General features: G+C 71.8%; 21 protein-coding genes. 15 read left to right on the top strand and 6 right to left on the bottom strand.

Features of this window, described 5'->3' with window-relative positions; all coding sequences use genetic code 11:
• Window positions 1-107 precede the first annotated feature (107 nt).
• Entirely contained in the window at window positions 108-2,297 is a 2,190-nt protein-coding gene (locus WMF45_RS13625; protein WP_437717335.1) for a substrate-binding domain-containing protein, read from the bottom strand.
• Between the two features lie 229 nt (window positions 2,298-2,526).
• On the opposite strand from WMF45_RS13625, the gene WMF45_RS13620 reads away from it, so the two are divergent.
• The 6 genes from WMF45_RS13620 (at window position 2,527) to WMF45_RS13595 (ending at window position 8,820) form a co-directional block, all read left to right on the top strand.
• Complete coding sequence (locus WMF45_RS13620; protein ID WP_437717334.1) at window positions 2,527-3,618, top strand: hypothetical protein; 1,092 nt, start codon at window positions 2,527-2,529, stop codon at window positions 3,616-3,618.
• 35 nt (window positions 3,619-3,653) lie between these two features.
• Window positions 3,654-4,223 (top strand): RNA polymerase sigma factor, encoded by a 570-nt coding sequence (locus WMF45_RS13615; RefSeq protein ID WP_437717333.1) that lies wholly within the window; start codon window positions 3,654-3,656, stop codon window positions 4,221-4,223.
• On the top strand, window positions 4,220-4,966 hold the full coding sequence (locus WMF45_RS13610) for a hypothetical protein (protein WP_437717332.1): 747 nt from the start codon (window positions 4,220-4,222) through the stop codon (window positions 4,964-4,966). Before WMF45_RS13615 ends, WMF45_RS13610 begins: the two co-directional genes overlap by 4 nt.
• Before the next feature lie 539 nt (window positions 4,967-5,505).
• Entirely contained in the window at window positions 5,506-7,500 is a 1,995-nt protein-coding gene (locus tag WMF45_RS13605; RefSeq protein ID WP_437717331.1) for a hypothetical protein, read from the top strand.
• A 221-nt stretch (window positions 7,501-7,721) separates the two neighbouring features.
• On the top strand, window positions 7,722-8,426 hold the full coding sequence (locus WMF45_RS13600) for an NAD(P)H-dependent oxidoreductase (RefSeq protein WP_437719533.1): 705 nt from the start codon (window positions 7,722-7,724) through the stop codon (window positions 8,424-8,426).
• A gap of 55 nt (window positions 8,427-8,481) precedes the next feature.
• Window positions 8,482-8,820, top strand: coding sequence for a hypothetical protein (locus WMF45_RS13595; protein WP_437717330.1), 339 nt, complete (start codon window positions 8,482-8,484; stop codon window positions 8,818-8,820).
• A gap of 49 nt (window positions 8,821-8,869) precedes the next feature.
• Here the strand turns inward: WMF45_RS13595 and WMF45_RS13590 are convergent, their stop codons facing one another.
• Window positions 8,870-9,373 carry a hypothetical protein gene (locus tag WMF45_RS13590; protein ID WP_437717329.1) on the bottom strand — a complete coding sequence of 168 codons (504 nt, stop codon included), beginning with the start codon at window positions 9,371-9,373 and terminating at the stop codon, window positions 8,870-8,872.
• Window positions 9,374-9,673: 300 nt separating this feature from the next.
• On the opposite strand from WMF45_RS13590, the gene WMF45_RS13585 reads away from it, so the two are divergent.
• From WMF45_RS13585 to WMF45_RS13545, 9 genes are all read left to right on the top strand, one after another.
• The gene (locus tag WMF45_RS13585) at window positions 9,674-11,848 is read left to right on the top strand and encodes a DUF2169 family type VI secretion system accessory protein (RefSeq protein WP_437717328.1); all 2,175 of its coding nucleotides are present in this window, start codon (window positions 9,674-9,676) and stop codon (window positions 11,846-11,848) included.
• A 97-nt stretch (window positions 11,849-11,945) separates the two neighbouring features.
• Window positions 11,946-14,345 (top strand): type VI secretion system Vgr family protein, encoded by a 2,400-nt coding sequence (locus WMF45_RS13580; RefSeq protein ID WP_437717327.1) that lies wholly within the window; start codon window positions 11,946-11,948, stop codon window positions 14,343-14,345.
• Between the two features lie 113 nt (window positions 14,346-14,458).
• Entirely contained in the window at window positions 14,459-17,137 is a 2,679-nt protein-coding gene (locus tag WMF45_RS13575) for a DUF2169 family type VI secretion system accessory protein (protein ID WP_437717326.1), read from the top strand.
• Complete coding sequence (locus tag WMF45_RS13570) at window positions 17,134-18,177, top strand: pentapeptide repeat-containing protein (RefSeq protein ID WP_437717325.1); 1,044 nt, start codon at window positions 17,134-17,136, stop codon at window positions 18,175-18,177. The genes WMF45_RS13575 and WMF45_RS13570 overlap by 4 nt, the downstream gene beginning before the upstream one ends.
• A 33-nt stretch (window positions 18,178-18,210) precedes the next feature.
• Window positions 18,211-18,861 (top strand): DUF3540 domain-containing protein, encoded by a 651-nt coding sequence (locus tag WMF45_RS13565; RefSeq protein WP_437717324.1) that lies wholly within the window; start codon window positions 18,211-18,213, stop codon window positions 18,859-18,861.
• A gap of 12 nt (window positions 18,862-18,873) precedes the next feature.
• Complete coding sequence (locus WMF45_RS13560; RefSeq protein ID WP_437717323.1) at window positions 18,874-19,263, top strand: DUF4150 domain-containing protein; 390 nt, start codon at window positions 18,874-18,876, stop codon at window positions 19,261-19,263.
• A gap of 7 nt (window positions 19,264-19,270) precedes the next feature.
• The gene (locus tag WMF45_RS13555; RefSeq protein ID WP_437717322.1) at window positions 19,271-19,717 is read left to right on the top strand and encodes a hypothetical protein; all 447 of its coding nucleotides are present in this window, start codon (window positions 19,271-19,273) and stop codon (window positions 19,715-19,717) included.
• A 63-nt stretch (window positions 19,718-19,780) separates the two neighbouring features.
• A complete protein-coding gene (trxA, locus tag WMF45_RS13550) occupies window positions 19,781-20,182 on the top strand; it encodes a thioredoxin (RefSeq protein WP_437717321.1) in 402 nt (133 codons plus the stop codon).
• 295 nt (window positions 20,183-20,477) lie between these two features.
• Window positions 20,478-21,740 carry an MFS transporter gene (locus tag WMF45_RS13545; protein WP_437717320.1) on the top strand — a complete coding sequence of 421 codons (1,263 nt, stop codon included), beginning with the start codon at window positions 20,478-20,480 and terminating at the stop codon, window positions 21,738-21,740.
• Window positions 21,741-21,814: 74 nt separating this feature from the next.
• Here WMF45_RS13545 and WMF45_RS13540 read toward each other — a convergent pair whose 3' ends face one another.
• From WMF45_RS13540 to WMF45_RS13525, 4 genes are all read right to left on the bottom strand, one after another.
• Complete coding sequence (locus WMF45_RS13540; RefSeq protein WP_437717319.1) at window positions 21,815-22,225, bottom strand: GFA family protein; 411 nt, start codon at window positions 22,223-22,225, stop codon at window positions 21,815-21,817.
• A 96-nt stretch (window positions 22,226-22,321) separates the two neighbouring features.
• On the bottom strand, window positions 22,322-22,714 hold the full coding sequence (locus WMF45_RS13535) for a DUF2809 domain-containing protein (RefSeq protein ID WP_437717318.1): 393 nt from the start codon (window positions 22,712-22,714) through the stop codon (window positions 22,322-22,324).
• Between the two features lie 172 nt (window positions 22,715-22,886).
• Window positions 22,887-23,432, bottom strand: coding sequence for a hypothetical protein (locus WMF45_RS13530; protein WP_437717317.1), 546 nt, complete (start codon window positions 23,430-23,432; stop codon window positions 22,887-22,889).
• Window positions 23,422-23,928, bottom strand: coding sequence for an RNA polymerase sigma factor (locus WMF45_RS13525; RefSeq protein ID WP_044968331.1), 507 nt, complete (start codon window positions 23,926-23,928; stop codon window positions 23,422-23,424). The genes WMF45_RS13530 and WMF45_RS13525 overlap by 11 nt, the downstream gene beginning before the upstream one ends.
• Window positions 23,929-23,940 lie beyond the last annotated feature (12 nt).

Below are 23,940 nucleotides of genomic sequence, written 5' to 3'. Positions count from 1 at the left end.
TGCACGTTCGAGACGTGCTCAGCCCCAGACGAGACCAGCGCGGGCGGCGCGCAGTGGGTAAGGCGGTCCATGGCGCTGCGCGCGCGCTCAGCGCGACGCGCGGAGCGTCACTCCGCTCCTCCGCGACGCCCCGTATCCGAGGTCGCGTTGCGCGACGAACGCGGCGTCGCTTCCGCCGCGTCATTCCGTCTCGTGCGGAGCGCTGGGACTCCTATCGACGCGAGGTCCTCGAGCGCCGACGCCAGCGACTGGTGGCTGGACAGATCGCCGAGGTGGATATCGAGGGCGACGAGGCGCATCGCGAGCTCGGGCCGCACGCCGACGAGGTGGACGCGGGCGCCGAGCAGGGAGGCCGCGCGCTGCGTCTGCCCGAGCGCGTGGGCCACCTGGGCGTCGATGCTCGGGACGCCCGTGATATCGAGCAGCACGCAGCGCGCCCCGTGTCGGCCCACCCCATCGACCACCCGCTCGAGCATCTGCCGGGCGCGATCTCCGTCGAGCTCGCCGACGAGCGGGACGAGCAGCACGCCGGGCAGGAGCGGGATGAGCGGGCAGCCGAGCTCGCGCACCGCGGCCGAGAGGGTGCGCTCGCGCTGATAAGCCTCCTGGAGGCTCGCGTGCTGCTCGGAGAGCGACTGCACGAGCGCGTCCCGCTCGAGGGCGGCGCCGAGGAGCGCCCCCCAGATGGCGATGGTGCCCTCGTCGCCGGCGACCTCGATCGAGCTCGGGCCGACGATCGCGAGGACCCCCCAGTCGTGGCGGAGCGTGCGGATCGGCAGGAGCGTCACCATGAACGGGCCGCCGGCGGTCGACGCTGGCAAGCGCTCGGCGGGCGGGAAATCCTCCCGCGCGCAGACGGCGCCGAGCGAGGGAGTCGGGCTGCCATCGCGGCTGTAGGCGCCGGCGATGACGAGGCGCGCGCGGGTCGCCGGGTCTTCCCAGAGCGCGAGGCAGCCCCAGACGGCGGCGGTCGAGTCGAGCCAGGAGAGCGAGCGCGAGTCTTCCTGGGTGCCGCCGAGCAGCGCGAGGCTCACCTCGTGATCGGACCGCGTGAGCGCCCCGAGCTCGTCGACGAACTGCCGCTCCGTCTCGACGCGAGCCAGCATGAGCGAGAGGCGCAGCCGCTCCTGGAACTCCTCGGCTCGCTCCTCCGCGGACTCCGCTGCTTCCCTGTCCAGGCGCGCGCGGCGTCGCTTTCCGGATCGGCCGAGGAGGCGGGCGATCCCCATGAGGCTCTCCACGTCAGGCGTGAGGCGGACGGCCTGCTGACAGGCCTCGTCGATCTCGGCCGCGGGCGGGGGCGCGGCGCCCTCGAGCGCCGCGGCATATCCAGCGATCACGGCGGAGACGCCGGGCCAAACGGCCGTCGGGGGCGTCTCGGGAGGCAGCGGCAGGCGGAGGAGCAGCTCGACCATCTGCCGCTCGATGGAGCCGGGGTCGTCGTCGGGCGCCGCGCCCTTCCTGTGGAGCAAGCCAAGGAGCGGGTCGCACCCGCACGTCCGCCGCCTGACGAACGTGGTTGGCGCGAGCACGGGCCCGGACGGCACGACCTGGCCTGCGAGCCGCGCCAGCACGAGCTCGTACGCGAGCGCTCCGAGTGCGTCGAAGCGCTGGCGCACGGTCGTCAGCGGAGGGGTCGACCACTGCGCATCGGTGATGTCGTCGAAGCCGATGATCGCCAGATCGTCGGGGATGCGGTATCCGGCGGCCTGGAGGGCCGACATCATCCCGAGCGCGTTCTTGTCCGTGGCGACGACCGCGGCCGTGAGCTCTCCCCTGCGCGCGATGAGCGCCTCTGCGGCGCGCTGGCCGCCGGAGTGCCAGTTGTTCTCGGCGTCGAAGACGAGGCCGGGATCGAAGGGGATCCCGCTCTCGATGAGCGTCTCCATGTACCCGTCGAAGCGCGCGCGGATGTCGTCCTGATCCATGCAACCGACGAACGCGATACGACGGTGTCCGTGCTCGATCAGGTGGCGCACCGCGCTCCGGACGCCCTCGCGGTTGTCCGGCATGACGGTAGGACAGCCCGCCTCGGGGGCGCAGGAGCTGACCGTGACGAGCGGGAGACCCGCCTGCGCGAGGCGCTCGATGCCATCCGTGGCGAGCACGACGATCCACCCGTCCACCTGGTCCCGGGCGAGCGAGGGCGCCTGGACGTACGCCGGCGTGCCGCGCACCACCAAGACACGATGGCCGCGCTCCTGCGCCGCCTGGTGGATCCCCCTGAGGACCGACGTGAAATAGAAGCCGTCGAGGAAGGGCGTGAGGACGCCGATGGTGGTCGGGCGGGAGTGCATGGGCTGCGGGCTCGCGAATGGATGAATACCGGATCTCCGTCTCGCTCACCGACGGCGTTCACCGCCGCCCGCCAGAAATTCCTGTGACTCTCGAATCGTCCGGGTGTACAGCATCGCCGATCCGTTTGGCCCTCGATCGAACCCTTCTCGCCGTCATGGCGCGCCCCCCGTACGAGCCCGCGTCTTTCCCCGGAGAGGGATCGATCGGGCGAGAGGAAGGGAGCGGACGGTGAGCGCGCCGGCCGCACGAGCGCTCGTCTCGGCGCTGGGCGCCTGCGCGGCGCTCACGCTCACCGGCGTACCGTGCGCGCGGGCGGAGTGCGATCGCGCGGCCGCGGACGTGTCCTGGGTGCGCCTCGCGGGCGCGGAGGGGCGGTGCCCGTCGGCGTCCCGGTTCCGCGCCGAGATCTCGCGGCGTCTCGGGCGGGAGCTCGTCACGACGGGCAAGGCCGCCTCGATCGAGGCCGTGGTGCAGGGGCAGCCCGGGGCCTGGTCGGCCACGATCCGGACCGAGCTGTGCGACGGCGCCCCGCCGACGGTCCGCGAGCTCTCCGACGACCGGCAAAGCTGCGACGGGATCGTGGCCGCCGCGGCGGTGCACATCCTGCTCGCGACCGATCCCGAGGCCGGCCTCGCCCCCCCGACCGCCGAGGCGCCGCGCCCCCCGCAGGCCCCCGAGGCGCCGCGTCCCCCGCCGCTGCCCGCGCGCCCTCCGGCGGCGGAGCGGGCCCCGGAGCCGCCGTTCCCCTGGCCGGCGGAGGCCGAGGAGACGCCGCCCCCGGCCGAGGGCCCGCCGCCGCCCCGGCTCTCGATCTCCTGGCGCGGGTTCGCCTCCACGGGCATCGTCCCCTCGCCCGGGTTCGGCGTCGCCCTGTCGGGCGAGTGGTCGATCCTGCCGCGGTGGACGCTCGAGACAGGCGCGCTGTGGCTCCCGGAGCAGCACGCGGCCCAGCGGACGTTCGCCTTCGGGCTCACGGCGGGCTGGCTCGGCGCGTGCATCGAAATGGTCCGGAGCCGCTCGGTCGCCTTCGGGCTCTGCGGCCGGGCGGTGGCGGGCGCCATCTACGCCGTCATCCAGGGGGACGACGAGGTCCCCCAGACGATCCTGCCGACCGACGTCGGCTCCCGCGCGTGGCTCAGCCTCGGGGCCGGCACGCGGCTCGGCGTCCGTGTCCTCGGGCCGCTGCGGATCGAGACAGGCATCGACCTCTTCGTTCCATTGACACGGTACGATTTCCAGCTCGAGGGCGGGCTGCCGACGGGCCTGGAGCAGGCCGCGCTCGCCGCCGCGGTGTTCGGGGGGGTCGGCCTCACATTTTGATGAAGGAGCCCCGGGCTGCCGGCATTCAGTTCTCCGTGGAGCAGTGCTTACGAGCCGACGTCCTGCGCGACGCCAAGCAGCCGCCGCGGAGCCTCGTCGCCCTGCACGCGGAGCACGGCAACTTCGTCTGGGCGACCCTCCAGCGGTTCGGCATCCAGCACCCTGACCTGGAGGATGCCTTCCAGGACGTCTTCGTCGTCGTCCAGCAGCGGCTCCCGTCCTTCGACTGGGCTTGCCCGATCACGACCTGGCTCTTCGCCATCTCCCGCCGCGTCGCCTCGTCTCACCGCCGCCGCGCCCACACGCGCCGCGAGCGGCTCGGCGAGGTGGTGGACGACGTGCCGGACTCCGCGCGCGGCCCGGAAGAGATCACCTCCAGCCGCGAGGCGCGTCAGCAGCTGGAGGGCATCCTCGAGGCCATGGATCTCGATCGCCGCGCCGTGTTCGTCATGTTCGAGATCGAAGAGATGCCGTGCGACGAGATCGCGCGCCTGGTCGGCGTCCCCGTCGGGACCGTCTACTCGCGGCTCCACGCGGCGCGGAAGGAGTTCGCGACGCTCCTGAAGAAGTCCGAGGCCGAGCGCGCGCGCAGGGGGGCCAGATGAGCGATCCGAAGCGATGGAACCAGGAAGGAGGAGGCGCCCCGCCCGGCGCACGCGAGCTGCTGCGCGCCGCCGCGCCGATCCGACCGATGACCTCCGCCGAGCTCGCGCGCACCGCGGCCCGGGTGGCGCCGCTCGAGGCGGCCGCGGGCGCGGCCGCCGGCGCGACGGTGCCGGCGTGGATCAAGGGGATCATCCTCGCGGCGGGCATCGGGGTGGGCGGGGCAGGGCTCCACGCTGTCCTGGGCGAGGCCCCGAGCGCCGCCGCGCCGATCACGCCGCCTCCGGTGCTCACCGATCTGCCGCTGGAGCGGCTGCTCTCCCGCGCGGAAGGCCGCGTGGCGGCCGAAGCGCCGGCGGCCGGGTCACCGGCGGCCGAGGCGCCGCGCCCGACCCCCTCCGCCCTCCGCCGCGAGGCGCCGCGGAGCCTCCGACCGGCGGCGCCGGCGCCGGAGGCGGCCGCCGCGGCGGACGGCGACGACCTGGTCCGGGAGTCCAACCTCGTCGACGCGTCCAGAGCGGCGCTCGCGCAGGATCCGGAGGCCGCCCTCGCCGCGCTGGAGAGGCACCAGGCCGAGTTCCCGAAGGGGCGGCTCGCGGAAGAGCGGGAGTTCATCGCGATCCGCGCGCTGGTGCGCCTCGGGCGCGCCGACGAGGCCCGGGCGCGCGCGGGGGCGTTCTTCGCGCGGTACCCATCGAGCTCCTTCGCCGACCCGCTGCGCCGGATCGTCGGCGCGGCTCGGTGATTGCCTCCACGACAGCGGCTCCGCCAGCAAGACCAGCAAACTCCACACACGTTCGAGCACACGAGCGGGGAACACCTCGCCTGCGCCGGCGGCGACGACATCGACGCTCGCGCGGACGACACGAAATGGACACGAAAACTACGCTCGCACGGACCGCGAAAAATTAACGCGAGCACAAACACGAGCGTTCATCTCGCTTGCTCTGTACGTAAACAGTATTAACATACGACCCGCGTTCACGGGCGGCCGCGCCGAGAGGCGGCGGCGCCCTGGCGTTTCATCGCAGAACGGTGGATTCAGCGGCTCGATGAGGCCAGGCTGCCGTGGCAGCGCGGCCTCGGCGAGGCACGCCGCCCATGCGGCGCGCGCCGGGCGTCGTCTCTTTGCGGACCGACGCGGGCGCTCGCCGGCGGTCGTCCTCTTCGGGCCGCCCCGTCCATCCGCGAGCGCGCACCTCGCGCTCTCGCGCGGCTCCGCCGTTCTTCGGGGTCATTTCAGGAGGTTTCATGTCGTCGAAGCTATCGAGTTCGAGCAGTCCGGTGCGCTCTCATTCTCATCTTGCCTCCCCCGGCGTGTGGCAGGGGGCGCGGCGCGCCGCGCTGGCCGCGCTCGCGATACTGCCGGTTTCTTGCGCGGATCTCGGGCCCACGGACGGCGCTCCGGCCGATCTCGCCGAGGAGGAGATCGCGGAGGCCGGCCAGGCGCTCTCGCTGCCTTTCCCGATCAAGGAGCGGAGCTCGCTCGTCATCACGAACACCGACATCGTGGGCGCGTTCAAGCTGAAGGACGTGCTCCAGCAGCTCATCGATCAGGCGGGCGTCAGCCTGACGCCCCTCCAGCTGTTCCGGCAGTTCATGGACACGAACCGGAAGGCCGCAGACGGGATCGGCCTCGGCCCGCACTGCGACGACGTGGTGATCCCCGGCTCGGCCGGGTCCATCAACGGGTGGCCGATCGACTGCCCCCGCGTCGTGGGCCTGGAGGCCGACAGGGATCCTTTCGCCGATGAGGAGGCCCCGAACGCCTACGTCGCGACGACCCTGTCGAACCGGTTCGACCTCGCCCCGCCGGACGGCGCCAACTGCGGTGAATACCGCGTCGTCTTCGCCAGGCGTTCGGGCATCCCGGAGAGCGCGTTCCAGATGCGCAACTTCATCATCTTCGAGGGCCGGCTGCCCAACCCGACCCCGAGCCTTGGCCGGGAAGGGTGCCGCCCGGTCGCCGACTTCTGGTACCACCTGTCGGATCCGGCGAAGAGCCTGGCGCAACGGAGGGACGAGCTGCTCGCCTTCTATTTCGACGGCCTGGCCGGGGGGTTCGAGCCCGTCTTCCACATCAATCATTACGGCCAGAACGCGGGGCCGTACGGCGGCCAGATCCGGACCAACGAGTTCCTCTTCGCCCCCGCGATCGACAACACCGCGCCCGAGCCTTTCACGACGTGGAACCTCCGGGAGTTCAGGCTCCTTCACAGCGGCTCGGGGAGCAGCGGCACGCTGGTCGTGACCCCGTCGTTCGTGAAGGACAACCCGGCCGCGCCGCTCTTCGATCCCGCCTCGACCGACGCGCGCGCCGTCACCTTCAGGAGCACGTCGTTCCCGGGCCTCGTGGAGCGGCTCGCCGCGGCGGACGACATCAACCGCTTCGCCCTGGAGCCGAGCTATCCGACGACGATGAACGCCGGAGAGAGCCAGATGATCGGCCTCCAGAACAACTACTTCACGACGTTCGGCGCCGGGCCCTCGGCCCTCAGGACGAGCATCCAGAACAAGCTCACCGCGATGGGCAGCGCGCTCACCCCGGATCAGGTCGTGGGGCGCGCGTTCTCCCTGTCGTGCAGCGGGTGCCATGAGCCGATCGGCGACGCCACGGGCTCCCCGAGCGTCCATCTCGATCTCGGCACGACCGCGACGCTGACGAAGCTGAGGCCGTTCACGCAGACCTCCGAGCAGCTGGAGGCCGATCCGGACGAGCCGGGCGGGCAGCGCTTCAAGATCTCGGAGGCCCTCACGGGCGTATTCATCCCGTTCCGGAAGAACGTGATGACGGACTTCCTCCTCAACAACCCGATCCTCGGATTCGAGAAGCCGGGCGCGTGGACGTCGGCGCAGGCCCAGCTGTCGGTCCACACGGGCCGGGTGGTGGAGGGCATCTCGTCGCTCCAGGTGCAGACGCCCTCCGCGTTCAACGCGATCGTCAGCCCGAACTTCAGCTCGGCGAACCTCGCGCCGGTAGGCAACAAGATCACGCTCGATCTCTTCGTGTCTCCCGCTCAGCCGAACCCGAGCTGGGTCGGGAACATCGAAGTGCTGATCTCGATCCCTTCGGCCGGTATCAACAACCAGTGGGCCGGCAACGTCCCGCTCACCCCGCTCCCCCGGGGCCAGTTCGTGAAGATCCAGTTCGCCCAGCTTCAGACGGCCACCAAGAACGCGCTGAACGCAGGGGCCAGCGACGTGAAGCTGCAGTTCAACCTCAACGTGAACAGCAACTCGGGTCCGTACTACCTCGACAACGTGCGGTTCGAGAACTGACCGCGAGCGAGCGCTCGTGAGCCCGAGAGCGAGCGTTCGCTCATGAAGAGGGCGCCGGCCCCCCACCGGCGCCCTCTTCTTCTCTTGTTCTCTTGCGCTCGGATACCGCTCCTCCCACGCGTGCCCACACACGGCCCCTCCCCCGGGCCGACCCCCCCGGCAGCGCGCTCCGTTTCGACGGACGATTAATCCGCTATAATGGACATCACTCGGGCCTTGATATGCTGCGCTCATGTCAGGCATTGCCATCGGCGGCCGGGGTCGTCATCGCGACACCCATTTACAAGGCCTCGTACACGGGGGCGCTCAAGGCGTTCCTCGACCTCTTGCCGCAGTTCGGGCTCGCGGGGAAGGCAGCTCTCCCCCTCGCGACGGGCGGGACGCTCGCGCACGTGCTGGCAGCGGCCGGGCGACATCCTGCCGCTCGCGCGCTATTTCCTGGGCATGTACGGGCGCCGCCTGGGGCCCACGCCGTGCGTGCTCACGTCGTCCGCGGTGGACCGCCTGCTCGCGCACTCGTCCGATCTCCCTGCCCTGATGGACGCCGCCGCGTCCGTCCTCCCCGCCAGGAAAGCCCGCGCCTCGCGCCAGACCAACGAAGGTACGATATAGAGCGACAAGCCCCCCTACGCCCCCGGTGCGAGCAAGCCTCGAGCGGCACGAGCCGATTGCGTGTCCTGCACAACACATGCACCGATTGCGTGTCCTGCACAACACATGCGCACGCGATGCGTGCTCCAGACTCGCCGAGCACGTCGGGTCGCTCTTTTCACGTTGGCGCGCAACGTGCGAGTCTGGGGATCGTGCAGGCCCGGACGGCAAGGCGAGGAGGGTGTTTGTATGAGCTCAATCCATCCCGGTGCGGCAACGAACGCAGTCGCAGCGTCCCTGGCGCGCCCAGCGGCGAGCGCCGGCGCGAGCGTTAATCCCGGCGCAGGGGCGCCGGAGCTCTCCGGAGGGGAGCTCGAGCCGCCACCCAGCGTGACGCGCGCGCTGGCCGCCACGGCGGAGTCGGAGGGCACCGAGCGCGCCGCGTCCTGGGAGCTCTGTACCGCGATGCTCGCGATCGCCACCGGCTGGCTCGCGTGGACGCTGCCGGAGCCGAGCGCCCGCGACGTGCTGCTCGTCGCGCTCTGCCTGGCGCTCGTCGCGATCGAGCGCCGCAGGGCCGGCGCGCACTTCAGAAAGGCGATCGCCGCGGCCGCGGGCGCGCGCGGCGCGACGGCGGGCGAGGCGACGCGCGCCGCCTGGCGGCTGGACGCGGCCTTCTGCGCGGCCCGCGCCACGGGGCGAGGCGCGATGGGCGACAGGCGCCGCTGAGCGAGCTCGCCCGCCGGAGAGGCCTCGCGCTGCCGGGATCACCGGCCCATCACGAGCACGTCTCCCCTTTCGCTGACCCGCGCGCTCCTCCGGGCTCGGCGTCGAACGGCGAGCCGGCCTGTCCGCACCGCGGGCGCCATCCTCCGCCCACGTCGCGCTCGCGGAACTCGGGGCGCAGCTCGCTGCGCGCGTCGGACGCGAGCAGCTCGCACGGATCGAAGTAGTGCGACGTCCGCGCCTGCGCGGCGATGGGCGGCAGCTCGCCAGAGAACTCCGGCACCCCGGGGCAGCGATGGTGCCAGAGGGCATAACGCTCGGGGACGTCGCCCAGGCAGAGCACCTCCTTTACGCCGCCGTTGCAGTTCGTGCTGACGACGAGCACCGGCGCCGGCATCGGCGCGAAGCGGTGCACCCGGAGGACCACGTCGTGGTGGAACTCGCCCTGCTTCCAGTGCGCGAGGAGATCGAACTCGCCATGTCGATCCCGGATTTCCTGCAGCAACGACCCGAGATCCATCGCATCGGCGAGGGCTTGAACAGACGCATCGGTCATGGCGCGCGCTCCTTCGACGGTGAGCTGCCGTTGGTGTAGCACGGCGCCCGCGCGGCGCCGGGACGCGGGGCCCTCCGTCGATGGCGGAGCACTCGTGTCCTTGCACCGCACCAGCGAGCACGCCCGATGCGTCGCTCGGTGGGAGATCTTCACAGCGACATGGTCGCGTGAGGAGACTCGACACGAGGGGTCGTCACCGCCGACTCCCGCGCTTGCGCCCGGGCGACGCGCCGCGTATCGTCCGTTGCCTGAGAGCCCTCCGCGGCGGTGAAGGCGCGCGGGCCAGTCGACCTCACGCCCGTGCAATCGTCCTGGCCTGTCTCCGTCGTCGCGCTGACACCGGCCTCTTGTGGGGCCGTCCTGTGGCGCGCGCAGGGCGCGGCGCGGCTCACGGTCGTGGTCAAGGCCACGTTTGCCCTCGTCCACGACACGAGCGCCGAGCTCGCCGCCCCATCGGGCCTGATCCGCACCGATCGGCTCCGAGACGGCTGGGGCAGCCTGGAAGAGGCGAGCGAGACAGCCCCTTACCTGCCGTGCGCGGGGGTCCTCGTGCGCGGGCACGCGGCCGCGCCGGCGGGGACGACCGCCACGGCGCTCTCGGTGCGGGTCGCGCTCTTCCGCGAGGATCGCTGGGTCCTCGACAAGGTGCTCCACGTCTACGGCGACCGCACGCGAGAGGCCCCGGATCCGCGTCCGTTCGGCCTCATGCCGCTCGCGTACGAGCGCGCTCACGGCGGCCCCCACATCGACGCGAACCCGGTGGGCGTCGGCGCCGGGACGGCGCTCCCGAACATCGTCGATCCGGCCGATCCCACGAGGCCCGCCGGCTTCGGGCCGGTCGCGGGGCACTGGGCCCCGAGGAGAGCCTTCCTCGCGCGGGATCAGGCGCCCGATCTCCCGGCTCCGGAGCTCGGGGGCAGCTTCGACTTCCGCTATTTCGTCGCCGCACCCGCGGACCAGCAGATCGAGTTCCTCCGCGGCGACGAGTGGATCCTCCTGGAGGGGCTGCACCCGCACTGCCCGCGGATCCAGTCCTGCCTGCCTTCGGCCCGCGGGCTCGCGCGGCTCCACCGGCTCGGGCCTGGAGGCGACGACCACGGGCAGCCGATCGAGCTCGTCGCCGACACGCTGACCATCGATGCGGACCGCCTGCTCTGCTGGCTGATCTTTCGCGGGAACGTCGCGCTGCTGCCGGGCGACGAGCCGGCGCGGATGCGGGTGGTCGCCGGCGTCGAGACGGCAGGGCGCCCCGTCCTGTGGCCTCCGGCGGCGGAGGGCTCTCTCGCGATCGCGGCGCCGGAAGGCGCGCCCGCCGCCGGGGAGACGGCGCTCCCGGCGGGGCACTGGAGCGCCGTCACGCAGCGGGTCACGCCGCTGCTCTCGCCGCCTCCCCTGCCCTTCTCGCGGCCCCAGGAGGCGCACTGGAGCGGCGTCACGCAGCAGGTCGCGCCGCTGCTCGCGCCGCCTCCCCTGCCCTTCCTGCCGGCGCCGGAGCCGCCGCCGCGCCCGGCGCCTCTCCCGGGGTCGATACCGTTTGCGATGCCCTTCGCCCATGCCGGGCCCGAGGCCTCTCCGCCGGAGCCGCCGGCGCGCGTGCAGCCCCCGCTCGGCGGGCTCGACGAGGCGACCCTCGTGGTCGACCCGCCCCCCATGGTCGACCTGCCCCCCGTGGTCGATCCGCTGCCGCCAACCGCGCCCGACGAGGCCGCCGCCGCGGCGGTGCTGCCGCCTCCGCCGGAGCTGGCGCCTCCTCCGGCCGCCGCGTCGCCCGAGCCAGAGCCAGAAGCTCGCGGCCTGCGCGCGGCGGTGCTCGCTCGCCTGAGGAGCGGCCAGCCGCTCTACGACCTCGATCTCGCGGGCGCCGATCTCGAGGGGATCGACTGGAGCGGCGCCTCGCTCGAGCGCGTCAACCTCGCCGGCGCTGGGCTCGCCCGGTGCAACTTCGCGTCCGCGCGCCTCGCCCGGGCGAACCTGAGCGGCGCGGATCTCACCGGCGCGAGCTTCCAGGCGGCCGACCTGACGCGCGCCGATCTCTCCCGCGCAACGCTCGACCGCGCGGCGCTCTCGTCGGCGATCCTCACGAGCGCGGACCTCACCTCGGCCAGAGGCTCGCACGCGCGCTTCGACGGCGCGGCGCTCGACGGCGCCGACCTGCGGCAGGCGCGCCTGATCGAGGCGGTCTTCGACCGGGCGAGCCTCACCAACGTCAACGGGAGCAAGGCGGACATCTCGCGATCGAGCTTCGCGAACGCCAACCTCGCCGGCGCCATCCTCCGCGCGGCGAAGCTCAAGGAGGCGAGGCTCCCCTGCGCCAACGTCGATGGCGCCGATCTGCGCGAAGCGGATCTCGCAGGCGCCAACCTCTACGGCGTCACGCTCGCAAACGCGAAGTCGAGCGGCGCGATCTTGCGCGACATCGTCGAGACCCCACCGCCCGAACCCGAAGAGGAGTTCAACGTTTCTTTACAAGGTTGACGCCCAGACGCTCTTTTGCCTAACTCCACAGGACGGGCCGCCTGGATATGTTCAAGGCGGATTGATTCACCTCCTCGCGCCAGGAAGAGACACCACCATGAGCGACCTCATCAACTTCTCTTCGAGCATCCTGGAGGGCCCGGCGCGCGTCGTCGGATTTCGCGGCGTGGAGGCGATCTCGCGCCCGTACAGATTCGAGATCTTCCTGTCCATCCCGAGCGACGGCGACGATGACACGGACTTTGCGGAGATGGTCGGGGCCAAGGCGCGGCTCTCGATCGATCGCCAGTCCGGCACGACCCCGCCCTACGTGTTCGCCGGCATGCTCGCCGGCGTCGATCTCCTGCACGAGTTCGGCGGGCGCGCGCTGCTGCGCGCCGTGCTGGTGCCGCGGCTCTGGGGGCTCACCCTGTCGAAGCACAGCCGCATCTTCACGAAGAAGAGCGTGCCCGACGTGATCAGGCTCGTGCTCGAGGAGAACGGCATCACGGGCGGCGACGTCGAGCTCAACCTCGGCAGCTACGAGGCCGAGGAGCACATCTGCCAGTACCGCGAGAGCGACTTTGATTTCATCTCGCGCTGGATGGAGCGGGAGGGGATCTTTTATTACTTCGAACACACCGAGGACGGAGAGAAGCTCGTCCTCTGCGACGACAAGAGCTACCCGGCCGAGGTGCTCGGCGCGCCGGTCCGCTACCACCCGCAGACCGGCGAGGACCGGAGCGCCTCCGGCTCGTTCCGCACCTTCTCCTGCCAGCACGGGGCGCTGCCGTCGCGGGTGAAGCTCAAGGACTACGACTATGTCCGGCCGCAGTTCCCCCTCACGGGCGCGGCCCCGGTGTCCCGGTACGGCACAGGGGAGATCAGCCTCCACGGCGAGCGCTTCTTCAGCGCCGACGCGGGCAAGCGGCTGGCCCAGCTGCGCGCCGAGGAGTACCTCGCCCGGGAGGCGGTCTACCAGGCCGCCGGCGCGCGGCTCCACCTGCGCTCGGGCGCCACGTTCGAGCTCGAGGACCACCCGCGCGCGCGGTTCAACGCGAAGTACCTCGCTGTCGAGCTGCGCCACCACGGCAACCAGTCCGCCGGGCACAGCGACTTCGCGGAGCTCGCCGGGCTCGAGCACGAAGAGGTCTATTTCGTCGAGGTCTCGGCCATCCCGGCGGCGACGCAGTTCCGCGCGGAGTCGCGGACGGCGTGGCCGCGCATCTACGGTTACGAGAACGGCACGGTCGACGGCTCCGCGTCGAGCGAGTACGCGCAGATCGACGACCACGGGCGCTACCTGGTGAAGCTCAAGTTCGACGAGGCGAGCCCGCGCGACGGCAGCGGATCCACGTACGTGCGCATGATGCAGCCGCACGGCGGCGGCGTCGAAGGGTTCCACTTCCCGCTGCGGCGGGGGACCGAGGTCGTGCTGAGCTTCCTCGGCGGCGATCCGGATCGGCCCGTGATCTCCGGCGTCGTGCCCAACGTGCTCACGCCGAGCCCGGTGACGAGCGGCAACCACACGAAGAACGTCATCCAGACAGGCGGCAGGAACCGCCTGGAGCTGGAGGATCAGGCCGGGGCGCAGCGCATCACGCTGTCGACGCCTTACTCGAACACGTACCTGCGGATGGGCGCCCCCAACGACAGCCACGAGCTCATCGCCAAGACCGACGCCAACAGCGTGTGGGACTCAGGGAGCAACTTCGACGTGAACGTCGGCAAGCAGGGCGGCGGCAACTGGTCGGTCAACGTCCGCGACCACGTCACGATGGATATCGAGGCGGGCAACTACAAGGCGAAGGCGAACGCGGGGGGAATGGAGTTCTACGCGGCGCAGAAGGTGACCTGGGAGAACGCCGGCGAGGGCAAGGCCATCCGCGGAGACAAGACCGATTTGATCTGGGGCAACCAAACCCTGCTGCGCATGGGCGAGTTCCTGGTCTGGACCGGCGGATCGGTGACCACGGCGACATACGGCGACAGCACGACCTACACGGTCGGCAACGTGAAGTCGGTGAACTACTCCAACTCCGAGGAGATCAAGCAGGGCAATTTCAAGAGCGTCGTCCACGGGAACACGACCGACGAGAAGATGGGCACGTTCGAGTCGCACACGTTCGGCACGACGAAGGATTTCAAGCACAGCGACGCCACGACGATCACGGACGGCAGCACGTACGATCACAAGAAGGGCACCTTCACGACGCTCACGCAAGGGGCGACCGTGGACGCCAAGCTGTCGGGGGCCCTCGAGTTCACGGTCGGGACCAAGCTGTCGATGTCGTGCGCCGCCAACGCGGAGGTCGTCATGGGGGTCAAGACGACAGCGAACCTCGCGGCCGCGCTGACCCTCAACATGGGTCCGACGGTGACCATCAAGAACGGTCCGGAGCTGGCCCTCCAGAACATCAAATTCGAGGCCGAGACGGTCAGGATCAGGAACGGGGTCTTCACGCTGAAGAACGTCGCCGCCCACATCAACAGGAGCGGCATCTACATGGTCACCTGAAGCCCGGGTGAGCCGCGCCGCGCGCTCACCCACGCTCGCCGGCGGGGCGCCGGCGCCCGCCCGCCCCGAGGTCCTCGCCAGGCGCTCCGGCCATAACCCACGATTCGAGCCACATGCGCGTCATCAAGCCCCTTCGCCTCTCGGTCCTCCAGCGCGTGCTCACGATCCGGCGCAGCCACCACCTGAGCGTCGGGCTCGCCATGTTCTTCCCGCTCGACGCCCCGGAGGTGCCGCTGCCCGAGGTCTCGATGTGGCAGCGGGTGATGCCGTCGCTCGGCAAGGACGCCCTCCTGGATGAGGGCATGCCCAAGCCGCAGGGCGAGGTCCTCGTCTTCGGCAAGGCGTTCTCGCCCGGGGGGGAGCCCCGGCCCGCGTTCGCCGCGGGCGTGACGGTCGGCCCGGCCGACAAGCCGCTCGTCGACAAGTCGATCGCCGTGGTCGGCAAGCGGCGGTGGCACCACGGCGCGCCGACCGAGCCGGAGCCGATCACCGAGATGCCGCTCGTGTGGGAGAACGCCTTTGGCGGCCCCGACTACCCGCTGAACCCGAAGGGGATGGGGCTCGCGCCGGTCGACGAGGAGGGGGCCAAGGTGCACTACCTGCCGCACCTCGAGGACCCGAAGCGCCTCCTCAAGTCGCCGGGCGACAGGTCGCCTCCCGCGTGCTTCGGGGCGCTCGATCCGACGCTCGCCTCGCGGATCGCCAAGCTCGGCACGTACGGGCCCGAGTGGCTGCAGCACGATTTCCCCGGGTTCGCGCGGGATCTCGACCCCGAGTACTTCCAGGTGGCCCCGGAGGACCAGCGCCTGCCGGATTACTTCCAGGGAGGCGAGCCGATCGGCCTCAAGCACCTCCACCCGACGCGGCCGCAGCTCGGGACCCACGTGCCGAGGATCCGCGCCCGGTGCTTCGTACGGAAGCGCGGCGGGGCGGACGCCGACACGAAGGCGGACGGGGAGGAGAGCCTCCGGGAGGTCGCGACACGCCTGGAGACGGTGCTCCTGTTCCCCGACCTGGAGCGCGGCGTCGCGATCTTCCGCGGCGTCGTCCCGGTCGCGGAGGACGACGCCGACGACGTGCAGCTGCTCGTCGCCGGCCTGGAGCGGGCCGACGCGCCGAGGCCGGTCGAGCACTACCGCGCCGTGGTGGAGAAGCGGCTCGACAAGGACAAGGGGCACCTCCACGCCCTGAACGACAAGGACCTCCTCCCCGAGCCCGACCCCGACGCCCCGTCGTTCCCGGACGAGGTGATCAGCGACATGGACGAGCTCATCCGGCGCGAAGGGGCGATGGAGCGGCGGTCGTTCACGCGGGCGCAGCGCGAGCTCGACAACGCGCGGCTCGCCCTGCGGCTGCTCGGGATGAACCCGGACGAAAGGCTCCCGCGGGAGATCCAGCGGCCGGCGGAGCCGAGGCCCGACGAGCTCGCGGAGCTCTCGGGGCGGATGGAGCGCGAGGCCGCGGAGCTCCAGGAGGGGTCCGAGGCGCAGCGCAAGGACGCCGAGGCGGAGGCGCGGAAGCTCTGCGCGGAGCAGGGGATCGACTTCGACGCGCTGCTCGCGAAGGGCAAGCGCGAGGGGGGCGGCCCGCCGAAGTTCAGCGCCGACGAGGAGCTGGCCCGCCTGCGCGAGCTCGCCGGGGCGGGGCGCAAGGCGGGCGCGCCGATCGACGACCTCGAGGCGAGGCTCGCCGACCCGGCGTTCGTCGCGAGCCTCCGCGCGACCGAGGAGGGCGTGCGCGCGACGTACCGCGCCTTCGCCCACCTCCTCCCGCCGGGCGAGCCCGCGGACGAGGGCGCGAAATGCGGGCTGCGCGCCGAGGTCGAGCGGGCGCTCGCCGCCGGCGAGTCGCTCGCCCGGCGCGATCTGACCGGCGCCGACCTGCACGAGCTCAGCCTCGCGGGCGCCGATCTGCGCGAGGCGCTCCTCGAGGGCGCGGACCTGTCGGCTTGCGAGCTCGGCGGGGCCGATCTGTCGGGCGCGGTGTTGACGCGCGCGCGGCTCGAGAAAGCGCGGCTCGGGAAGGCCACGCTGCGCGGGGCGAACCTCGGCGAGGTGCGCGCCTCGGGCGCGAGCTTCGACGGGGCCGACCTCCGCAAGGCGGTCCTCCACAAGGCGTGGCTCGAGGGGGCGCAGCTCTCCGGGGCCCACCTCGCCGAGGCCGATCTCCTGGAGGCCAGGGTCGCCGGCGCGGACTTCAGGGGCGCCCTGGCAGACGACGTCCTCTTCTTCAAGCTCGACCTCGCGGGCGCGCGGTTCACCGGGGCGAGCCTGCGCAGGGCGACGTTCTTCCAGTGCGCCGGGGCCGGCGCGGACTTCGGCGAGGCGGCGCTCGAGGACGCGGCCTTCGTCGACTTCAAGGGCGAGAAGGCCTCGTTCCGGAAGGCGAGCGCCGCGGCCCTGCGCGTGGTCTCCGCCTCCGCGCTGCCGGGCGCGGACTTCTCCGGCGCCGAGCTGGCGCGGGCGAACCTGCGCGGGGTCGACCTGGAGGGCGCCGCCTTCGAGGGCGCCTCGGCCGACAACGCGGATTTCAGCGAGGCGAACCTCCGCAACGCGCGCCTCGGGCAGCTCGGCGGCAAGGGCGCCCGGTTCATGCGGGCCGACCTGACCGAGGCGGATCTGACCGGCGCGAACCTGATGGACGCCCTGCTGCAGAAGGCGAAGGTGTCCGGCGCCCGCTTCGAGAAGGCGAACCTCTTCCGCGCTAACCTGCTCGACGCGAAGGGCGATGAGCGGACCACATTCTCCGACGCGCACATCAAGAACGTCGTGTTCACGGGGCAGAGCCAATGACGCGCGACGAGCTGCTCGCGAGGGTGGACGAGGGCGAGGTCGTCGCCGGGGAGGACCTGTCGGGGCTCGACCTGTCGGGGCTCGACCTGTCGGGCGTCGTCTTCGAGAAGACGAGCTTCCGCGGCGCCCAGCTGAAGGGCGCGAAGATCAGCGAGTCGATGTTCAACGGCTGCGACCTCTCGGGCGCCGACCTGTCCGGCGCGCGGGCCCGCCACGCCGTGTGGACGAAGTGCACGCTCCTCCACGCGCGCCTCGACGGCTGCGACCTCGTCTCCGCGAACTTCGCCGAGTGCGACGTGTCGCGCGCGAGCTTCGACCGCGCAAACCTCACGATCGGCAGCATGGCGAAGGGGCGCGCCGACGAGGTGAGCTTCCGCGAGGCCAACCTGGACCGCTTCTCGCTCGTGGAGACGGAGGCGGCGCGCCTCGCGCTCGACGGGGCGAAGCTCAGGCAGGCCTGCCTCATCAAGGCGGACCTGTCCGCCGCGAGCCTGCGCGGCGCGACGATGCACCTCACCGTGCTGATCCGGGCGAGCCTCCGCGGGCAGGACCTGTCGGGCATGGACCTGACGCTGGCGCAGCTCGTCGACGCCGACCTCGCCGGCTGCGACCTGCGGGGCGCGCGGCTCGTCCAGACGAACTTCAAGGGCGCGGACCTCACCGCGGCGAAGCTCGACGGCGCGGACGCCGAGCGCGGCCTCTTCATCGGCGCGCGGCTCGCCGGCGTGTCGGCCGCCGGCCTCAAGGCGCGGCAGGCGATCTTCTCCGAGGCCGACCTCGAGGCCGCGGACCTCGCCGGCGCCGACCTCTACCAGGCCATCTTCCACCGGGCGGTCTGCCCGCTCGCGAGCTTCCGCGACGCGGACCTGACCTACGCCGATTTCTCGCACGCGAGCGTCGAGAAGGCGGACCTTTCCGATGCGAAGCTGTTCCGCGCCCGCTTCCACCAGACGCGCGACGCGGGCGCGACCTTCACGAGCCGGTCCGCCGCGCTCGGCGACGACCCGGAGCTGCTCGAAGCCGAGCGCTGGACGCCCTGAGGGGATGCCCCTCCCGACAGCAGGAGAGAGACGATGCGAGACAATCTGGCGAGACAACGGGTGGAGACCTTCGCGATCCAGGAGGTCGGCACGGTGATCGGCGCGATGGACCGGTCGTTCCAGGTGCGCGTCGGGTCGGGCGACTACGCGGCGAAGCGCGCGGTGAGCTGCCTTGTCGAGCCGGAGCCCGGCGACCGGGTGCTCGTCGCGCTGCACGACGCGGGGTGCCACGTGCTCGCGGTGCTCGACCGCGAAGGCGAGGCGCCGACGCGCCTCGTGACCGAGGGGGACCTGGAGCTGAGCGCCCCGGCCGGGCGCGTCACGATCACCGCGGGCGAGGGCGTGCGCCTCGTCACGCCGGCCGAGGCCGCGGTGGCCGCGGGCAAGGTGCGCGTCGCCGCGGGCGAGGGCTCGCTCGCCGTCGGGGCGATGACGTACGTGGGCGAGCGGCTCGTCGCGCAGGTCGACCGCGTGAAGACGGTCGCGCGGTCGGTCGAGTCGATCGCGGACCGCTGGGTGCAGCGGCTCGACCGGGCGTACAGGTTCATCGCCGAGTCGGAGCAGGTGCGGACACAGTATTACGAGGTCACCGCGAAGGCCGCGGTGAACATCAAGGCGCAGGCGACGCTCGTCTCGAGCGGCGAGCTGACCAAGATCGACGGTGGGCAGATCCACCTCGGCTGACAGGAGGCCCCGATGTTCGCGAACACGCAGATGGGAGGCTTGGCGCTGGGCGGGCCTGACGTGTGCCTGACGCCGCCGGCGCACTTGCCGGTGCCTTATCCCAACCTGTCGGCGCAGCCGATGGGGGTGCCGGCGGCTTATAACGTGCTGTTCATGTGCGCGCCGGCGCACAACATGATCACCCAGGTGCCGCTGACGAACGGCGACAACGCCGGCCTGGAGACGGGCGTCGTCTCGCACACGGTGATGGGCCCCTCGCGGCACATCACGGCGGCGTTCACCGTGCTCGTGGGCAGCGCGCCCGCCACGCGGATGACGAGCATCACGCTGCAGAACACGGTCAACTCCCCCGGGGTCAGCCTCGTCCCGAGCCAGGTCAAGGTGCTCCTTCTCGCCCCGTAGGCCGCTCGTGAAGGAACACAACCGGCTCCGCATCGAGCGCCTCGCGGCCCGCTATGCGCGGCGCCTCGATGAGGCGCGCGCCCCCGCGGAGGCGGATTTCCTCCGCGAGTTCGACGACCTGCGGGAGCGCCTGCTCCGCCCTCAGATGGAGGAGTTCGCCGCCGAGCTCCGCAGGGCGGGGCACGCGCCGCGCATCGTGCTCGACGAGGGGCACGACACGCCGAGCGTCGAGCTCGCCCTCGGCCTGCGCGAGGCCAGGGCGAGCCGCAACGTGGTCGGCTTCTGCGTCATCCGCTGGACCGGCCACCCGCTCCAGATCCTCGCCTACCTCGAGGTCAACCCCACGCCGTTCGATCTGGAGCGGTTCGCCCGCGCCGCCGACGTCGGGCCCGAGCGCGTCGAGCAGCTCCTCGTCGAGGCGATCGAGCACATCATGGTCTGCAACGCGCCCTGAGCGCCGGCGGCGCCTGGCCGCTCGCTCGGCGACACGGGCGGGTCACGGGGGTATGCTCCGCCGATGAGTACCATCGAGCTCAGCGCGGAGAATTTCGAGAAGACGGTCGAGTCGAACGGCATCGTCCTCGTCGACTGGTGGGCACCCTGGTGCGGCCCCTGCCGTGTCTTCGGGCCCGTCTTCGAGAAGGCCTCCGAGAAGCACGCGGACATCGTGTTCGGGAAGATCAACACGGACGACCAGAAGGACCTGGCGCAGGCCTTCAACATCCGCTCCATCCCGACGCTCTTCATCTTCCGCGAGAAGGTCCTCCTGTTCGCGGAGGCGGGCTCGCTGCCCGCTTCGGCGCTCGATCAGGTGATCGAGAAGGTGCGCTCGCTCGATATGGACGAGGTGCGCGCGAAGATCGCCGAGGACGAAGCGAAGGAGGCCGCCGGCGGAGGCGACGCCGACGAAGGCCCCTGAGGAGAACGCTGCCTGCAGGGGCGGCGCCGACGCCGCCGCCCCGAGCCCGTGGCACCCTGGTCGATGGCCTCGTTGACGCTGGGCGCGCCCGCGCGGCCGTTCCAGGCTGAGTCCCCGGCGCCGTCATCCACGTCCGGTCAGGACGGGGACGCGGGAGCCATCGGTGTGACTCGATGTCGTCGATGTTCATTTTGATCGACCCAGAAGCGTCTCCCCGCCACGTTGTACCTCCCGTCACATCCGCCATGCGGCGCCGAGAGCGCGCTGAAGGGGCGATGAGGCAGCGGAGGAAACGATGTCTATCGGTGAAGTGACTGGCGTGCCGGGCGGCGGTCGCTGGGTCGTCCCGCTCTGCTGGGCGGCCGTTCTGCTGGACGGATTCGATCTCGTGGTGCTCGGCACGGTGCTGCCGGTGCTGCTCCAGCTCGAGGTGTGGGACCTCGACCCGGACGGCGCGGCGATGCTGTCGACGGTCGGTCTCATCGGAATGGCGATCGGCGCGATGACCATTGGCACCGTCACCGACGTCATCGGCAGGCGCAAGGCGCTGCTCCTGGCCGTCCTCGAGTTCTCCCTCTTCACGCTCCTGTGCGCGTTCGCGCCATCCGCGTTCGTGTTCGGGCTCTTCCGCTTCCTCGCGGGCCTCGGGCTGGGCGGCTGCCTGCCGACGGCGATCGCGCTGGTGACCGAGCACGCGCGCGCCGGCAAACGCGGCAGCGCGACGACCACGATCATGACCGGGTACCACGTCGGCGCCGTGTTGACGGCGCTGCTCGGCATCGTCGTCATCAGGCCGCTGGGGTGGCGCGCGATGTTCGTCATCGGCGCGGCGCCCGCGCTGGTCGTGATCCCGCTCATGCTCCGCTACCTGCCGGAATCCGGATCGTTCCTCGAGGTGGCGCGGCCGCGCCGGTCGCTGCGCCACGTTCTGGGCCCGGTCGCCGCGCTGTTCCGGCCCGGCCTGATGCGCCCGACGCTGGCGTTCTGGGTGACCTCGTTCATGGGCCTGCTGCTCATCTACGGCCTCAACACGTGGCTGCCGGCGATGATGCGGCAGGCCGGATACGAGCTCGGCGCGGCGTTGAGCATGCTGCTGACGCTCAATGTGGGCGCGGTGATCGGCCTGGTGCTCGCTGGCCACGTGGCGGACTGGCTCGGCGTGCGCCCGTCCGTCATCGGCTGGTTCAGCGCCGCCGCGGTGTTCCTTGCGCTGCTCAGCGTCCGACTCCCCGGCGCCGGCGTCTATGGGGCCGTGCTGCTCGCCGGCTGCTTCGTCTTCAGCGCGCAGGCCCTGGTGTACGCCTATGTTGGGCGCGTCTACCTGGACGGCAGCAGGGCGACCGGGCTTGGCTGGACGGCCGGCGTCGGGCGACTCGGCGCCATCTGCGGTCCGATCGTCGGTGGCACGCTGCTGGACGCCGGGGTGGCGTACCCGTGGGGCTTTTATGCCTTCGCCACCGTCGGGGCGCTCGCCGCCATCGCGGCCGCCGCCGTGGGACGGGCGAGCCCGCGACCGGAGCCCACGGGCGCGAGCCTGCCTGCGCCCACGAAGTGCTGAGTCGAGCGAGCATCGAACTTGCTCTGTCCTTGGCGCCTCACTTCACTCTCGATCAACGCGATCGAGGCGCTCGCCTAGACGGTGGTCTTGTCGGCGCGGTGCTCGGTGGCCCCTGGGATGGCGGGCAGCCACGGCACGCGGTGCGCCGTCCAGAGCTGGAAAGACGGCGGCGGCAGGTCGCCCGGGCGGTCGATGGTGCCGAGGAAGATATCGAGCTCCCGCGCGCCATCGCGGCGCCAGAAGAGCGACGAGCCGCAGGTCGAGCAGAACTGGCGGACAGCGAAGCTGGACGACCGGTACGTCGCAGGCGAGCCGGAGAGCAGCTCGAACTGCTCGTCGGGGTAGGTGGCAAACGCCGGCATGGGCGCGCCGGACTGGCGCCGGCACTGGCTGCAGTAGCAGATGTTGACGCTCACCGGCGCGCCGCGCGCACGGTAGCGGATCGCGCCGCACAAACAGCCGCCGGTGTGGTGAGCCTCGGACATGGCCATCGCCTCCTGGTTCCTGGAGTTCGCGATCGCCAGCCTGGCCTCTCGCGGCACGCGCGGCAACCGGCGCACGCCCCCGGCGCGGCGCAGCCATCAGGCGGAGGCCCGGAGCGGCCGGCACAGCCCATAACCCAGCACGCAACCGAGGCCATACAGCGCGAAGTCCGCGGGATCGAATCCTCCGTTCGCGCCGAGCAGGAGCCGCCCCGGGGTGGTGCTGCGCGCGGCCCACAGCCACGGCGCCTGGCTCAGCTGGAGCAGCTCGATCCCACACGTCGCGGCGAAGACCGCGAGCGCCAGCCGGTGCGTGCGCGCGTAGATCCACACCATCTGCGCCGCGGCGATCCACACGACCTCATAGAGCACCGCGCCAGCGCTGTTGCGCAGCCAGGCCGGGCCGCCGTGGAACCGGCTGATCAACCCGACCGGGATGACCGCGACGATCAGGAGGGCCAGCGCGATTCGCTTGCGAGCGGCTTCCGCCATGCGCAGAGCCTACAGCGCTTTCCGCCCCCCTCTGCACCACACCGAGCAGAGCGACGGTCTCCCGCACAGGAGACGGGCCCAGATCGGCGTTTTCGGCGCGCAAGCGCACTCCGGTGCGCTGAGCACCGAAAACGCCGAGGTGGGCCCGTATCCGAAGCGGGTGACCGTCGCTCTAGCGGGCGGGGCGGAGGGCGAGGGGCGCTGTGCCGGTGAGCAGCCCCGCCGCGAGGGCGACCACGCCGCCGAAGCCGACGCAGGCGCAGCCGAGCGCGCCCGTCAGGGCGGCGACGCCGCACGCCGAGGCCCAGGACGCCCCGAGCCGCTCCGACCGGCGCAGCACCCGCGAGAGCAGCACGCCGGCGGCGACCCCGCCCGCAAGGCAGGCAGGGACGCAGATGGATACACACCCTTCCGGGGTGCACAGGTGACCGTAGATGCGCGCCGCGTGCGCCGCCGCGAAGGGCACGAGCCCCGCCGCGACGCCGGGGAGCACGCCTCGCCCGAGCTGCTGCCCGCGCCACGAGAGCAGCGCCGCCGCGACGTAGAGCGCCGCGCCGAGGATCGCGGTGGTGACCGGGCGGTCGCTCATCAGCGTCGCCACGAGCGCCACGGCGATCGTCGGCGCCGCTGCCCAGGCGGCCCGCCTCGCCCTCCCCCGCTCGTACGCGCGATAGGCCCTCTCCTTCAGGCTCAGGCCCGCAAGCGCCTCACGTTCCATAGATCCTCCTCCACGCCTCCCGCAGGCGCGCAAACGCGCGCTCGCGGCGCTTGCGCAGCGCCGCGCTCGACACCGACGGATCGCGATCGACCTCCAGCAGGGTCGCCCTCAGCGTCTCGCGATCCGCCTCGGCCAGCGTGCCGAGCACCTCGCGCGCCGCGTCGTCCAGATCCCGGGCGATCGCGGCTTCCTCCGGCGTGGGCACGTCGGCCGCGATCGACGGGACATGCTCGTCCGGAGCCTCCCTCGACCGGGACCGCCGCCGCCGCGTCGTGCGGCACTCCCACGTCGCGATGGCGAGCGCCCAGGTCAGCGCGTCCCCGTCGGGATCGAACGAGCTGGCGCGGTCGAACACCTTGAGCAGCGCCTGCTGGGCCGCGTCCTCGGCGTCCGCGCCGCCCCCGAGCATGCGGCGGCAGAACGCGCCGATCGCCGGCCAGAGGGCGGCGTAGACAGGCTCGAACGCCGCGCGATCGCCGTCGGCGAGGCGTCTCATCGACGCGTTGAG

It is taken from the genome of Sorangium sp. So ce448, from assembly GCF_051520915.1.
In the GTDB taxonomy this organism is placed as follows: Bacteria; Myxococcota_A; Polyangia; order Polyangiales; family Polyangiaceae; genus Sorangium; species Sorangium cellulosum_B.
This window is presented reverse-complemented; position numbering and strand designations above follow the sequence as displayed.

Excerpts from the sequence above, each read along its gene's own strand:
- WMF45_RS13610 (WP_437717332.1), top strand. The coding sequence starts at position 4,220 with ATGAGCGATCCGAAGCGATGGAACCAGGAAGGAGGAGGCGCCCCGCCC.
- WMF45_RS13570 (WP_437717325.1), top strand. The coding sequence starts at position 17,134 with ATGACGCGCGACGAGCTGCTCGCGAGGGTGGACGAGGGCGAGGTCGTC.
- WMF45_RS13565 (WP_437717324.1), top strand. The coding sequence starts at position 18,211 with ATGCGAGACAATCTGGCGAGACAACGGGTGGAGACCTTCGCGATCCAG.
- WMF45_RS13625 (WP_437717335.1), bottom strand. The coding sequence starts at position 2,297 with ATGCACTCCCGCCCGACCACCATCGGCGTCCTCACGCCCTTCCTCGAC.
- trxA (WP_437717321.1), top strand. The coding sequence starts at position 19,781 with ATGAGTACCATCGAGCTCAGCGCGGAGAATTTCGAGAAGACGGTCGAG.
- WMF45_RS13590 (WP_437717329.1), bottom strand. The coding sequence starts at position 9,373 with ATGACCGATGCGTCTGTTCAAGCCCTCGCCGATGCGATGGATCTCGGG.
- WMF45_RS13525 (WP_044968331.1), bottom strand. The coding sequence starts at position 23,928 with ATGAGACGCCTCGCCGACGGCGATCGCGCGGCGTTCGAGCCTGTCTAC.
- WMF45_RS13580 (WP_437717327.1), top strand. The coding sequence starts at position 11,946 with ATGAGCGACCTCATCAACTTCTCTTCGAGCATCCTGGAGGGCCCGGCG.
- WMF45_RS13530 (WP_437717317.1), bottom strand. The coding sequence starts at position 23,432 with ATGGAACGTGAGGCGCTTGCGGGCCTGAGCCTGAAGGAGAGGGCCTAT.
- WMF45_RS13540 (WP_437717319.1), bottom strand. The coding sequence starts at position 22,225 with ATGTCCGAGGCTCACCACACCGGCGGCTGTTTGTGCGGCGCGATCCGC.
- WMF45_RS13560 (WP_437717323.1), top strand. The coding sequence starts at position 18,874 with ATGTTCGCGAACACGCAGATGGGAGGCTTGGCGCTGGGCGGGCCTGAC.
- WMF45_RS13535 (WP_437717318.1), bottom strand. The coding sequence starts at position 22,714 with ATGGCGGAAGCCGCTCGCAAGCGAATCGCGCTGGCCCTCCTGATCGTC.
- WMF45_RS13575 (WP_437717326.1), top strand. The coding sequence starts at position 14,459 with ATGCGCGTCATCAAGCCCCTTCGCCTCTCGGTCCTCCAGCGCGTGCTC.
- WMF45_RS13545 (WP_437717320.1), top strand. The coding sequence starts at position 20,478 with ATGTCTATCGGTGAAGTGACTGGCGTGCCGGGCGGCGGTCGCTGGGTC.
- WMF45_RS13600 (WP_437719533.1), top strand. The coding sequence starts at position 7,722 with ATGCTGCGCTCATGTCAGGCATTGCCATCGGCGGCCGGGGTCGTCATC.